The 12,920-nt window shown below is 37.0% G+C and carries 12 protein-coding genes and 1 riboswitch; of the genes, 8 read left to right on the forward strand and 4 right to left on the reverse strand.

Going from position 1 to position 12,920, the window contains the following annotated elements; genetic code table 11:
* Positions 1-10 precede the first annotated feature (10 nt).
* Both ACQKOF_RS10350 and ACQKOF_RS10355 read left to right on the forward strand, forming a co-directional pair.
* Positions 11-1,168: an exonuclease SbcCD subunit D gene (locus ACQKOF_RS10350; RefSeq protein ID WP_427556312.1), complete on the forward strand. Its 1,158-nt coding sequence runs from the start codon at positions 11-13 to the stop codon at positions 1,166-1,168.
* A complete protein-coding gene (locus ACQKOF_RS10355; protein ID WP_427556315.1) occupies positions 1,165-4,245 on the forward strand; it encodes an SbcC/MukB-like Walker B domain-containing protein in 3,081 nt (1,026 codons plus the stop codon). Before ACQKOF_RS10350 ends, ACQKOF_RS10355 begins: the two co-directional genes overlap by 4 nt.
* Positions 4,246-4,450: 205 nt before the next feature.
* Here ACQKOF_RS10355 and ACQKOF_RS10360 read toward each other — a convergent pair whose 3' ends face one another.
* Positions 4,451-4,786 carry a DUF4870 domain-containing protein gene (locus ACQKOF_RS10360; protein ID WP_427556318.1) on the reverse strand — a complete coding sequence of 112 codons (336 nt, stop codon included), beginning with the start codon at positions 4,784-4,786 and terminating at the stop codon, positions 4,451-4,453.
* A gap of 124 nt (positions 4,787-4,910) precedes the next feature.
* Positions 4,911-5,019, forward strand: a riboswitch (TPP riboswitch).
* A 128-nt stretch (positions 5,020-5,147) separates the two neighbouring features.
* On the opposite strand from ACQKOF_RS10360, the gene thiT reads away from it, so the two are divergent.
* A complete protein-coding gene (thiT, locus tag ACQKOF_RS10365; RefSeq protein WP_427556321.1) occupies positions 5,148-5,708 on the forward strand; it encodes an energy-coupled thiamine transporter ThiT in 561 nt (186 codons plus the stop codon).
* 490 nt (positions 5,709-6,198) lie between these two features.
* Positions 6,199-6,954: a type I methionyl aminopeptidase gene (gene map, locus ACQKOF_RS10370; RefSeq protein WP_370049202.1), complete on the forward strand. Its 756-nt coding sequence runs from the start codon at positions 6,199-6,201 to the stop codon at positions 6,952-6,954.
* A gap of 26 nt (positions 6,955-6,980) precedes the next feature.
* Here the strand turns inward: map and ACQKOF_RS10375 are convergent, their stop codons facing one another.
* The gene (locus tag ACQKOF_RS10375) at positions 6,981-7,694 is read right to left on the reverse strand and encodes a hypothetical protein (protein WP_370049200.1); all 714 of its coding nucleotides are present in this window, start codon (positions 7,692-7,694) and stop codon (positions 6,981-6,983) included.
* 202 nt (positions 7,695-7,896) lie between these two features.
* On the opposite strand from ACQKOF_RS10375, the gene ACQKOF_RS10380 reads away from it, so the two are divergent.
* Both ACQKOF_RS10380 and ACQKOF_RS10385 read left to right on the forward strand, forming a co-directional pair.
* Entirely contained in the window at positions 7,897-8,739 is an 843-nt protein-coding gene (locus ACQKOF_RS10380) for a polyphosphate kinase 2 family protein (protein WP_427556324.1), read from the forward strand.
* 201 nt (positions 8,740-8,940) lie between these two features.
* Positions 8,941-9,528: a GNAT family N-acetyltransferase gene (locus ACQKOF_RS10385; RefSeq protein ID WP_427556327.1), complete on the forward strand. Its 588-nt coding sequence runs from the start codon at positions 8,941-8,943 to the stop codon at positions 9,526-9,528.
* Between the two features lie 49 nt (positions 9,529-9,577).
* Here ACQKOF_RS10385 and ACQKOF_RS10390 read toward each other — a convergent pair whose 3' ends face one another.
* Both ACQKOF_RS10390 and ACQKOF_RS10395 read right to left on the reverse strand, forming a co-directional pair.
* Complete coding sequence (locus ACQKOF_RS10390) at positions 9,578-10,141, reverse strand: beta-class carbonic anhydrase (RefSeq protein WP_427556330.1); 564 nt, start codon at positions 10,139-10,141, stop codon at positions 9,578-9,580.
* Positions 10,142-10,323: 182 nt separating this feature from the next.
* Positions 10,324-10,458 (reverse strand): hypothetical protein, encoded by a 135-nt coding sequence (locus ACQKOF_RS10395; protein WP_255350001.1) that lies wholly within the window; start codon positions 10,456-10,458, stop codon positions 10,324-10,326.
* An 887-nt stretch (positions 10,459-11,345) separates the two neighbouring features.
* Here ACQKOF_RS10395 and motA point away from each other — a divergent pair.
* The gene (gene motA / locus ACQKOF_RS10400; RefSeq protein ID WP_427556333.1) at positions 11,346-12,149 is read left to right on the forward strand and encodes a flagellar motor stator protein MotA; all 804 of its coding nucleotides are present in this window, start codon (positions 11,346-11,348) and stop codon (positions 12,147-12,149) included.
* Positions 12,133-12,903 carry a flagellar motor protein MotB gene (motB, locus tag ACQKOF_RS10405; RefSeq protein WP_427556336.1) on the forward strand — a complete coding sequence of 257 codons (771 nt, stop codon included), beginning with the start codon at positions 12,133-12,135 and terminating at the stop codon, positions 12,901-12,903. Before motA ends, motB begins: the two co-directional genes overlap by 17 nt.
* Positions 12,904-12,920: the final 17 nt, after the last annotated feature.

Here is a 12,920-nt window from a genome sequence, read left to right on the forward strand (position 1 = left end):
GGCGCAAAGAATGAAAATATTTCATACAGCAGATTGGCATTTAGGGAAGCTTGTACAAGGCGTCTATATGACGGAGGATCAACATTATATTTTACAGCAATTTATGCTAGCCATAGATGAGGAAAAACCGGATGTTATCGTTATAGCAGGTGATTTATATGACCGTTCGATGCCTCCTATTGAGGCAGTGAATTTACTAAATGATATTTTGGCGGAAATTGTGCTTGATAAAAAAATACCTGTGTTAGCGGTTGCCGGGAACCACGATAGTGCAGGTCGATTGAACTTTGGCAGTAGTTTAATGAGTGATAGTGGCTTACATATTAAAGGCCAATTTACGAAAGATCATGCACCGATAGTTTTACATGATGAGTATGGTGAAGTACATTTTCATCTCGTACCTTATGCAGAGCCGGCTTCAGTACGGACTATTTTAGAAGATGACTCCATTCGATCTCATCAAGAGGCGATGGAAAAAATTATCGAACATATTGGGCAAAGTTTAGATCTAACAAAACGTAATGTTTTTGTTGGACATGCCTTTGTGACGAAGTACGGAGAAGAGGAAGCGAATACGAGTGATTCTGAGCGACCTTTATCAATAGGAGGCTCGGATTGCATAAATGCAGCGCTATTTAAGCCTTTTAATTACACAGCACTTGGACATTTGCATAAAGCGCATTTTGTGTTGAATGAAACTATTCGATATGCTGGCTCTCCATTGAAGTATTCATTATCGGAGCACTTACATGAGAAGGGCTTTTTAATAGTTGAGCTAGATACACAGGGAGAAATCACTGTCACAAAACGAAAGCTTATAGCGAGACGAGATTTACGTGTGGTAGAGGGCTTAGTGGATGATTTATTGCAATTACCACCAAGTGATAATTATGTATTTGTACGCTTAACAGATACTACGCCAGTAACTTCGCCGATGGAACGTATTCGTACAGTGTTTCCTCATGCGATGCATGTTGAGCGTAAAACAATACGCCAAGAGATAACACATGAAATTCAAGCAGTTGAGACAGAGAAAATAGAAGACATTGATTTACTCCGATCATTTTTTACAGATATAATTGGCGTACAGCCAGATCAAGATACAGAGCGTCTATTTACAGAGATGCTACAAGAATTATTAGATGAGGAGCGGGAGACAGTAAAATGAAGCCTTTAAAGTTAACGATTACTGCATTCGGTCCATATAAAAATACAGAGGTTATTGATTTTCAACAGCTTGGTGAGCATCGCCTATTTGCGATTTCCGGAAAAACAGGTGCAGGGAAAACCACTATTTTTGATGCTATATGCTATGCACTTTACGGAGCGGGTAGCGGTGAAGATCGTCAGGATACTGCTATGCTTCGAAGCGGATTTGCGGATGATGATATGTATACTGCTGTGGAGCTCGTTTTTGAAATGCATGATAGAGTCTATCAAATTTTACGTCAGCCAGGTCATATTAAAGCAAAAAACAAAAGTGTTACTGGCAAGAAAATTGAACTAGCTGAAATCAAAGGAGACACACTTGATTATAGTATTGTAGAAAAGCAGCAAACGCTTGAGGTAGATAAAAAGCTACAGGATATAATCGGCCTCACAAAGGATCAGTTTAGTCAAATTGTTATGCTGCCACAAGGTGAGTTTCGCAAACTGTTAACCTCAGATTCTACGAATAAAGAAGTAATTTTGCGCAAAATTTTTAAAACAGATCGCTTTGGTGCGATGACAAAAAGACTTGATGCGAAACGAAAAGAAGCGGAAAGTGATTTACTGCGTGCTCAACAATTAAAGGAACATCTTCTTGGCCAAATTGCAGGCGCTTTACCACAGCGTTCGTCATCTTTGTTTACTTGCATTACTAATAATACTGAAAATATGCATCAGTTGAAGAAAGCTCTGGAAGAAGAGCAGACCTATTATACGGAATGTATACAATTGGAACAGCAGCGCTATAAAGAAGCTTATACGCATCATCAAAAAGAACAAGAATTTTATAGTATGGCGAAAACATTGAATGAGCAATTTGATGAGCAAACGAATCGTCAAAATCGTCTGCAAGCATTGCTACAAGAGCAAGATGTATATAGCGCCAAAGAACGTGAAATTGCATTAGCTGAGAAGGCAGAGCGTCTTGTCGTACTTGAGCAACAATGCATCGACTTACGTGCTGAACAAAATCGTAAAGATCAATCCTATCAGCAAGCAATGACAGAGCGGCAAAACGCAGAAGATCTGTTAAAAATAGCACAAGAAAAGTTTAACGTTGAAGAGGCGAAAGAACCTGAACGTCAACATGTTTTACAACAGGAGATACAGCTGCAAGCATTATTACCGACATTCGAGGCATATGAGAATACTCTGCAGCAAATGCAAATAGCTGAACAATATGTAGCAACAGCAAAGCTAGCAGTAGGCGATAATAGTAAAATCGTAGAAATAGGACAAATGCAAGTTCAGCAACTAGCAAAAACAATGGATCAATATGAAAAACAACTTGAGCCATATGAAAGTTATTTAGAACAGCTCCCGAAGCTGAAAGAGCAAGTATCATTACTAGCACAAGTTGAAAAATACACGAGAGCAGTTGCAACTGCGGAGCAGGATGTAGCCATTACTAATGTCCGTTATCAAGAAAGTAAGCAGGCTCTTCAAACGCTGGAGCAGCAATGGAATGCGAGTCAGGCAAGTATTTTAGCACAGCAGCTTAAGGACGGAGAGCCTTGCCCAGTGTGCGGTAGTACAACACATCTCGAAACGCATGCTGAGCAATTAGAAATGATTGAATTAGCACAAGTAGAGGCTTTACGAGGAAAGGCTACTACTGATGAGCGCAAGTTTTTAGAGAAAGAAGCTTTATTGAATTCTACAAAGCATCTTCTACAAGAGGCGCTAGAACAGTTAGAGACGAATGAAATTGATCCATCGAATCAAGCACAAATTGAAGCTTCCTTACAAAATATAGAACAACAAATTACAACCTTAAAAGTAGTGAGCACTCAATTATCTGATGTACGCATAAAACAAAAGGATCATCGTGTACGACTAGAGCAACTGCAAGAAAAGCACATAAAACTAGAGCAATATTTAGCTGAAAAGACGAAGGAATTGACTAAGCAACAAGCAATTGTGGAAGAGCAGCAAAAGCATATTCCAGAAAATCTTACGACGCTACAAGCATTGAAGCAGGCGATTGCTGATATAGGTTCACAAAAGGTTGCATTACAAACAGCGTGGAATAGTAGTCAACAAAGTTTGCAAACTGCCAAGGAAGTAGCGAATAATGCTAGAATGACCGTAGAAATAGCGAAACGGGCTTTTGAGGAATTAAAGCTGAAAATGGATGAAAAGCGCGAGCAATTTTCTGTAAGTATGATGGAAGCAGGCTTTGAGAGCTATGAAGAATTTGCTAATGGGAAGCGTAGCGTGTTGCAAAGAGAATCTTTACGGAAGGCTTGCAGTGATTATGCATTGCAAATCCACACATTACAAGTACAAATTGCTGAAGGAACGAAGCATCTTAAAGGACAAGAGAAGCAAGATTTAACGGCAATGGAAGAAAAGTTAGAAACGCTTCGTGTAACATATGAGGAAGCCTTTAAAGTATTGCAACAGATTGAAGGATTTGCGAAAGCTTGCGGAGAGTTTATCGAAAAAGTTGAGGAGACCGAACAGGAGATTCGCTTACTTGAAAAAGAGGCGGGACGGGTGAAGGAACTGTATGCAATGTTGAATGGACAGAATGCGAAAAAGCTGTCCTTTGAGCGTTATATTCAAATCAATTATTTAGATAAAATTACAGAGGCAGCGAATGTCCGACTCTATCATTTATCCAACGGTCAATTTGAGCTCCGACGTTCAGATCGATTGGAAAAGCATGCCAAGCAAAGTGGGCTAGGACTAGATGTGTATGATGCCTATACGGATCAATTACGTGATGTGAAAACATTATCAGGGGGAGAAAAGTTTAATGCGTCTTTAAGTCTTGCCCTTGGTATGGCAGATGTCATTCAAAGCTTTCAAGGTAATATCCGCATTGAAACGATGTTTATTGATGAGGGCTTCGGTTCTCTCGATGAGGAAGCGTTAAATAAGGCGATTGATACACTTATTGATTTACAAGATTCCGGACGCATGATTGGAGTCATTTCACACGTTGCAGAGTTAAAAGCTACAATGCCTGCAGTGTTGCATGTTGAAAAAACAATGAACGGTCATAGTCAAACATATTTTGAAGTGAAATAACAAGGAGGCGTATCTCCGTTATATGGAAATACGCTTTTTTGTTATTTTTTAGTTACGTTAGGATTTGTTCCTTTTTTTGCAGCGATTACTTTTTTGACAATCGGGATAACGATAGGTGCTAATTTTACTGCGGTTTTAACAACTTTAGATACTTTCACAAAATAACAGCTCCTTAAGTACTATCTGTTCAAGGTGAAACTGAAAATTATCGGATCACGCGAACAGCTTGAATAATATTCCAAATAACGACTCCTAATGAAATGAGAATGTAAATTGCGAATGAAGCAAACCAAATGATAAGAAAAGTATTACTATCCGAATTTAAGTCAAAATTGGTGCTGAATGATAAAGTTGAGAAAATAAAGACTGCAAATAATATAATTCCGAATGCGACTGGGATTAAATGTGATATTAGTGCTCGAATAGAGTGACTCTTTACGTCGCTATCTTTTGCAACAAAGTAAACGACTAATGGCACAATAAAAGGTGCGAATAAAATACTGAGATAACTAAAGGCAGATAAAATTTTTTGGTTCTCCATAGTTGTACCTCCTTTTTTAATATTTACGCATGAAAAACAGTAAAGTTTCAAAAAATAATGTGGAAGAGGTTGTAATCGTAACGGTGTTTGCGTACAATGAGGTTGTTCAAATAAATTAAGATGTAACGACCACAAGGGGAGCTGATGATGTCAGCTGAGACTGGGCACGTAATGCCTTGACTCTTCGAACCTGTAAGTTAACACTTGCGTAGGGATTGTGGATAGAAACCGACACTTTTACGATGTGAGGCTCTGTCCTGGCATCGTTTTTATTTTTATTGATGCCTGATAGTGACATATTTGCCAACAGTTTTCTATTCCTGCTCTTGTATCCTACATCGGAACAAAGGAGAGAATAATTATGGACAATAAAAAACTTTTAATGCTTGTGGAGATTGCGATATTCGCAGCGATTGGCCTTGTGCTAGATCAGGTTTCCTTTAAAGTATGGGCACAAGGTGGCTCTGTTAGTCTAGTGATGGTGCCAATAATTTTAATAGCATTCCGCTGGGGCCTTATTCCAGGTATGACAACAGGTTTACTCATTGGTGTTATGCAAACAATGTTTGGTGCCTATATTATACATTGGCTTCAAGGAACACTTGATTATGGTGTTGCCTTTACAGTAGTTGGCTTAGCGGCCGTTGTGCGTGGACCAGTGCTTGAGGCTGCTAAAGAGTTAAACAAAAAGAAAATGGCGCTTTATATTATTGTAGGAACTGTATTAGCGGGCTTTTTACGTTATGCAGCACATACCATTGCAGGCGCTGTATTTTTCGCAGAGTATGCTGGCGATCAAAATGCATGGATTTATTCAATTATCTATAACGGAACATATATGCTACCAGCAACGATTTTAACAGCAATTGTCGGTGTGTTGTTATTTACGGCAGCACCTCAATTAATGCAACGAAAATCATAATTATTATGCCCTTCACATAAGTGGAGGGTTTTTTATTTTTAGTAAATTGAAAGATGGGTCATTTTTCTTAGCTCATCACCATAGCATGAGGTTGATTTCTGTTCTGGCTGGGGCTTTGTTGCTGACGCTTCGCTTTCGCACAGATAAAACATTTGTTGCTGACGCTTCGCTTTCGCACAGAAAACATCCGCTTCGCTGCAGGGTCTCGGGCCAACAGGATGTTGGTCACGAAGGCGTTATCACAGGATGTGATGGTATTAGCCTTCGTTCCTCTATCGCTGATCCCTGTGGAGTCGCCCAGCCTCCACTCCAATCAACCTATGAATGGCATACGTTTTAAATAAATGTCATCCTCAACTTTTGGTGATGAACCTGTTTTTCAGCACTTTACAATTTATGATGACATATAATATTTAAAGCGTTTAGCGTTTTTTGTATAAAAAGTTATGTTATATTAATGAATAGATATTAGATGAAAGGGACGTTAAAAATGATTGTAAAAACGCAAGAAGAGATTGAAGCCTTTAAAAAAATCGGCCGTATTTGTGCTGAAATTCGTGAAGCAATGAAGGCTGCTACAAAACCAGGTGTAACAACACTTGAATTAGATGAAATTGCAGGTCGTATGTTTGCTGAAGCAGGAGCGATTTCTGGACCTAAAGGGGAATATGATTTCCCAGGATACACTTGTATTAGTGTAAATGAGGAAGTCGCACATGGTATTCCAGGTAAACGTGTGATTAACGAGGGAGATATCGTAAATATAGACGTATCTGGGTCACTTAATGGCTACTTTGCTGATACGGGCATTTCATTTGTAGTTGGTGATGGCTATGAGGATAAAGAAAAGTTATGTCGCGTAGCTAAAAGTGCTTTCGACCGTGCGATGACAAAAGTAAAAGCTGGATCAAAATTAAACCAAATCGGTAAAGCTGTTGAGCGTGAAGCATATGCCAATGATTTAACAGTGATTATGAACCTAACAGGTCACGGTTTAGGTCGTTCTTTACATGATGAGCCAAATCATATTTTAAACTACTATGATGCTTGGGATTCTACAATTATGAAAGAAGGCATGGTGCTTGCAGTCGAGCCATTTATCTCAGCAAAAGCGGAGCATATTGTAGAGTCTGGTGATGGCTGGACATTCGTTACGCCAGACAAATCATTAGTTGCTCAAATCGAGCATTCAATTATCGTTACTAAAGACAAACCAATTATTTTAACTTCTCTAGATGAACAATAAAAAAGCTAAAAATCCTGCTAACCAATTTATTTTTGGTAGGCAGGATTTTTTTTAATAAATAATATACCGACAAGTAGCACTCCACATAAAAACAAGGCTGCCGTTGTCACAAGTAGCTCATCAAAACCATTATGTAATGCTACCCCAATATAGGACCAGATAAATACACTTGGATAGATAATATCAAAATAATGGAATCGGATATGTAGCGCTATTGCTACCCCAAGTGTCAGTGAAATAACTGCCCAAAGTGGATTACTAAGGCCAAAACCATTCCATTGATAAGATGTTAGCGTTAAGCTTATATTTGTCATCAGGCTAAATGTAATCCATGCGAAGTAAATCGAGAAGGGTATACGACCTGAGAGTGAATTATTGCTGAGAGGGTACGTTTTGTACAATTTTAATAAATACAGTACTAAAATGAACGTACTGACAATTGACACGATATATAGTTCGTGATGCCAAACAACAATCGCTAACGCCTGCATGATACATATGCTACTAAAGAGAACAGTCTGTTTCATAGTTGTCTTTTTTAGATTCATGACTAACCAATAACCAAGTAACATGTAAACCCCAATCCAAATCACATAACTAACATTAAAAGGTGCAAATATTACAGGAAAACGATTTGAAATCTCTAAAGAAGATTGACCGTTTATTTTCATGAAATAGGATGAAAAGGTTAGGATGAGTGAGACAATATAAGTGATTGTCATCAAAAAAAATCGAGGCATGTTTTCCTCTCCCTTCGTGTTAAATTGTATAGGGAAAAGACAAATAAGTATAGGACTGTAACATTATATTTCATTATAGCGGAAATTTCCAACAATGTATTGCGTTGTTTCGTTAAAAATATCTACAATTTACCATTTGAATAGGCAGTCATATATTTCTTTAGTACAATAAGAATATTCAAATGTAAGGAGTGAAGTTTTAATGACTCAAAATTTAAATGATCTAGATTTATCAGTTAAACTGGATAAGAAAATGTATAAAAAGAAATTAAAAGTACTCCAATATGAAATGTTAAATGCTCAACAGTTTTTATTAAACAATAAAATTGGGCTAATTTTAGTATTTGAAGGTATGGATGCTGCTGGTAAGGGTGGCGCTATTAAGCGTCTAATTGAACGTGTTGATCCACGTGGCTATGTCGTACACCCAATTTCAGCACCTCAGCCTCATGAACTGCGCTACAATTATTTACAACGCTTTTGGAGAAAGTTGCCACAGCATGGACAAATCTCTATTTTTGATCGCTCATGGTATGGTCGTGTATTAGTTGAGCGTATTGAAGGGTTTGCAACAACAGAAGAGTGGTCTCGTGCATACGAAGAAATTAATAATTTTGAAAAGATTTTAACAGCCGGAGATTATATTGTAATTAAGTTTTGGCTTCAAGTATCTGATGAGGAGCAGCTTAATCGTTTCAAAGAACGCGAGGAGGATCCATATAAGTCTTGGAAGCTAACAGATGAAGACTGGAGAAATCGTGAAAAAACACCTCAGTATATAGAAGCTGCGAATGAAATGTTTGAGAAGACCGATAAGAAAAGTGCGCCATGGGTTCTAGTATCAGGGGACGATAAACAATATGCTCGTGTACAGGTGTTGCAAGAAACATTAGCACATATTGAACGTGAGGCAAAAAAACGTGGCCTTCATTTAACGAATGTATTAGGCAAAGCACATTTAGAAGATGCTGAATCATCTAGCCTTGAATTACTAGAAGAGAAGCCTAAAAAACAAAAACCAAAACAAAAACAAAAAATGAAATAATGTTATGGATGCTGTAACAACAAGACGAAATGTTTTAGTTGTAGCAGCATCTTTTTTTACATACAATAAAGTAAAACTTCAATCAGTGGGTTGTTTTCCCATTGATTGTTAGTTGAACCAATAGTGGTGGCTTCATCCATTGATAAAATGAACTCAGGCATTAAAACGTGTTGATAATTATCGGAAGGTTAGTGTGGAAAAATGGTGCTTAAAATTTGGAGATTATTGAGGAAAAAGGGTGAAAATGTGGTATCAATTCAGGGGGGGAAATGCTACATTCGCACATTTTATGAAAAAGATGCACAAAGTTTAACCGATCTCGTAAGTCGCAATAAATACTTTTGGTCTACATACGAACCGTTACAACGACCGGAATATTATACAATTAATGCTCAATATAAAAAAATTCAAGAAAGCTTATACTTAATGGACTCAAAGAGAGAATTTACTTTCGGTATTTTTGAGCCAGGTACAAATAATCTAATAGGACATATTGCTCTTTATGCAGTAAAACGTTTACCGTATTCCAGTGCGTTTGTTGGTTATGCGATGGATGAAATTTATATTGGAAAAGGGATCGTGACAGAAGCAGTTAATATGGTCGTGCAATTTGCGTTCGAGCAAATAGGCTTACATCGAGTAGAGGCTTATGTTTCAACACAAAATAATCCTTCTATCCGAGTCTTAGAAAAGGCTGGATTTCAGCGTGAAGGTCTTTTAAGAAAGCTGCTGTACATTAATGGTCAATGGGTGGATCATTATATGTATGCACGTTTAGAGGATCAATAAATAGAAGCGTCTATCTTTCATTGTTTGAAGAATAGACGCTTCTTTTTTACTATTGTTTGCTACCGTCTATGATTAAATCAAGGTGACCTGTATTTGGATCAATTACTAATCCATGAACAGGCACGTCTTTAACCATTAACGGGTGATTACGAATTGTATCGACGCTTTTCTTTACACTTGTTGCTACGTCGCCAAAGCCACGTAAAAACTCTTTTAAATCAAGACCTGAATATTCTATTGTTTTGATAGTCTCAGGGTTAATCCCTCTAGCAACCATTTTATTTAGCATTGCTTCTGGGTCAACTGCACTCATACCGCAGTCGTAATGTCCAACAACATACACCTCATCTGCTTGTAGTTCATAAACAGCTACAAGTAAACTACGCATAATTGCACCAAAAGGGTGACTAACTAATGCCCCAGCACTTTTAACGATTTTTACGTCACCATTACGTATATTCATAGCTTTAGGTAACAGCTCTACAAGTCGAGTATCCATACAAGATAACACAACGATGCGCTTATCAGGATACTTTGTTGTAATAAAAGGCTCATATTTTTTTTCTTGAACGAAATCTTCATTAAACTTAAGAATATCTTGTAACATTGTCATGAAAAATTGCTCCCTTCCTTACAGGAATTATTTTAGAGCAAAACTATAAATATGCAAATAATAATGACAATATTCACGCAATTTTTTTGAAAAAAAAGAAGTTTAGTAATTTATTTAGCGAATCGAAATAGTTGGAAATAAATAAAAAACAGCTACGTTTTAGTAGCTGTTTTTTAATGAAATTAATATTTTTCTTTTGGCATTGGATCTACAGTTACTGAAGATTTAGAATCTAAACCAACTTGTAGGTAGTGGATGAAGAATGCTAGAGAAATTAGTAAAACGGCTGAAAAGCCTAGTACAGTCGTAATGAACATAATGAAAGCTCCTCTCTACAAAAATAATCTACAATATTATCTAAAGTAATTATACAATAGGTTACTAGGAAAATCTAAGGAGAATTTATGACATCCATAACATACCTAGTCTAGACTAATATTAGTAGGGATAAATTACTTAAAAATTGCCCAGTTCTTAATATAAAAAAAGGTTCTTTTTACCTACATTCAGTGATGTTGTTTGTATTTGTTTGTCTATAAGTGATTATAAAGTTACGTGACAGCTTTGGTTTAATGCTGTGCGCTTCGTCTGTTGAAATAAGTGATTTTAAACTTTCTTGTCCTTGCTCAGCCTCGACATTTATTGTAGTGAAAGCAAAGCGTCAGCTACAGATGTCTTAGCCTTTAGTTGGTGAAGGTAGTTTTTTGTGCAAGCATAAAGCCGAATCCGGACACAATTATACCGAGGCATAATTGATTAAATATGGGAAAAAATCAAATGAGTCTTTCGAAGTGTTTTTATAGCGAGGGTGAAAAAAGTATCTTGTCTGATGAATCGATAATAAACTGTTTTGTATCATTTTTATGTGGTTTTTTAGTAATTATCTGAATTGGTTTTTAATTATCGTTCGAACAGCTTATATGAAAGTGCTGATTTTTTTGGATATTTAATCCTAATTTTACGGCTAGTTCAGCATATTTTAGTAATTTTGTGTCGAAGGATAATAACAAATTCTTAACTTTTTTCAAATAAAGACAATTTAGTGTATTATTCTTAATTCAATATAATCAAATATGGTCGAAAAGTGAATAAAAAGTATTTATTACATCGAAAAATTTGTGAAATACATTTATACTATATTATGTATTTAAAATATGGAAAAAAGGACGAAATAAAGTTTAATAGGAGATTTGGAGGTTCTAGAATGGATATATCGTCGATTGTAGGGTTAATACTTGCGCTAGTAGCGCTGTTAACAGGAATGGTGCTAAAGGGTGTAAGTTTAGGTGCATTTTATAACCCAGCCGCCATTCTAATTATCATCTTCGGTACTATTTCCGCAGTAACAATTGCCTTCCCAATGAAGGAGTTAAAGCGTGTACCAAAGCTATTTAAAATTCTTTTTAAAGAAACAAAATTAGCAGATGATATTGAGATTATTAAGATGTTTTCACAATGGGCTGATTTAGCTCGCCGTGAAGGTCTATTAGCGCTTGAGAGTAAAGCTTCAGAGATAGAAGATCCATTTTTGAAAAATGGACTTACATTAGCAATTGATGGTCAGAATGCGGACTATATTCGTGATGTCCTAACAGAAGAAGTCGAAGCGATGGAAGAACGTCATGCTAGTGGTTCTGCAATCTTTACACAAGCTGGTACATATGCCCCGACTTTAGGGGTACTCGGTGCGGTAGTAGGGTTAATCGCCGCATTAGCAGACATGAATGACATAGAAAAGCTAGGACATGCTATTTCAGCTGCTTTTATGGCTACGCTATTAGGTATTTTTACAGGTTATGTTTTATGGCATCCATTTGCGAATAAATTAAAACGTAAATCTGCTATTGAAGTTAAGCAAAAAAGAATGATGATTGAAGGTATCCTTTCTGTCTTAGAAGGGGAGGCTCCACGCGTTATTGAACAAAAATTATCTTCTTACTTAACAATGGAGGAACGTCGTCAAATTTCTGATGAAAGCGGGGCGGGCGGCCTTGGCAAAGAAAGCTAAGAAAAAAAAGCATGATGATCATATTGATGAGTCTTGGTTAGTTCCGTATGCAGATATTTTAACACTGCTATTAGCTGTGTTTATTATATTATTTGCATCCAGTTCAGTAGACCAAGAAAAGCTAGAGAGAATGTCAGCAGTGTTTAATCAAGTATTTGATGGTGGTACAAGCTTTTTAGATCAGCCTGCACCGGTAAAAAGTCCGAATGCAGAAAGTGACCAAACACCACAAACACAGCAAAATTCAGCTTACTTAAAGGATCAGCAAGAGTTATCTCAAATTAAAGATAGTGTTGATAATTTCATCGCTGTTCATGAGATGGAAGGTCAATTCGCAACAGCGATGACTGATGAAGGGCTACTTGTTACAATTCGTGATAGTATTCTGTTTGATCCAGGGAAAGCAGAGATTAAACCAGAATATATTCCTATAGCAAAAGAGCTTGCTGGTGTATTAGTATCCGATCCAGCCCGAAACATTGTCATCACAGGACATACAGATAATGTCCCAGTAGGACCGAATTTTTCGTCGAACCTGGAGTTATCATTAATGCGTGCTTCAAATTTCTATATGGTTCTATTGAATAGTAATTCTAAATTGAAATCTGAGAACTTTAGTGCTAAAGGTTATGGTGAAAACCGAGCTATTGCTCCGAATGACACGCCTGAGGGTCGTGCGAAAAACCGTCGTGTAGAAGTGTTAATACAGCCACTTGTAACTGAGGATGGTTCTGCTGTAAAAAATACAAAATAGAAAAAAAGCTATTAGCA

This window comes from Lysinibacillus sp. NPDC093190 (assembly GCF_050280425.1).
Taxonomy (GTDB): domain Bacteria; phylum Bacillota; class Bacilli; order Bacillales_A; family Planococcaceae; genus Lysinibacillus.

What these genes read in the sequence shown, in the direction of transcription:
- ACQKOF_RS10380 (WP_427556324.1), top strand. Translation starts at nt 7,897, where the DNA reads ATGACTCAAAATTTAAATGATCTAGATTTATCAGTTAAACTGGATAAG.
- thiT (WP_427556321.1), top strand. Translation starts at nt 5,148, where the DNA reads ATGGACAATAAAAAACTTTTAATGCTTGTGGAGATTGCGATATTCGCA.
- ACQKOF_RS10355 (WP_427556315.1), top strand. Translation starts at nt 1,165, where the DNA reads ATGAAGCCTTTAAAGTTAACGATTACTGCATTCGGTCCATATAAAAAT.
- ACQKOF_RS10360 (WP_427556318.1), bottom strand. Translation starts at nt 4,786, where the DNA reads ATGGAGAACCAAAAAATTTTATCTGCCTTTAGTTATCTCAGTATTTTA.
- ACQKOF_RS10390 (WP_427556330.1), bottom strand. Translation starts at nt 10,141, where the DNA reads ATGACAATGTTACAAGATATTCTTAAGTTTAATGAAGATTTCGTTCAA.
- ACQKOF_RS10385 (WP_427556327.1), top strand. Translation starts at nt 8,941, where the DNA reads ATGGTGCTTAAAATTTGGAGATTATTGAGGAAAAAGGGTGAAAATGTG.
- ACQKOF_RS10350 (WP_427556312.1), top strand. Translation starts at nt 11, where the DNA reads ATGAAAATATTTCATACAGCAGATTGGCATTTAGGGAAGCTTGTACAA.
- map (WP_370049202.1), top strand. Translation starts at nt 6,199, where the DNA reads ATGATTGTAAAAACGCAAGAAGAGATTGAAGCCTTTAAAAAAATCGGC.
- ACQKOF_RS10395 (WP_255350001.1), bottom strand. Translation starts at nt 10,458, where the DNA reads ATGTTCATTACGACTGTACTAGGCTTTTCAGCCGTTTTACTAATTTCT.
- motA (WP_427556333.1), top strand. Translation starts at nt 11,346, where the DNA reads ATGGATATATCGTCGATTGTAGGGTTAATACTTGCGCTAGTAGCGCTG.
- ACQKOF_RS10375 (WP_370049200.1), bottom strand. Translation starts at nt 7,694, where the DNA reads ATGCCTCGATTTTTTTTGATGACAATCACTTATATTGTCTCACTCATC.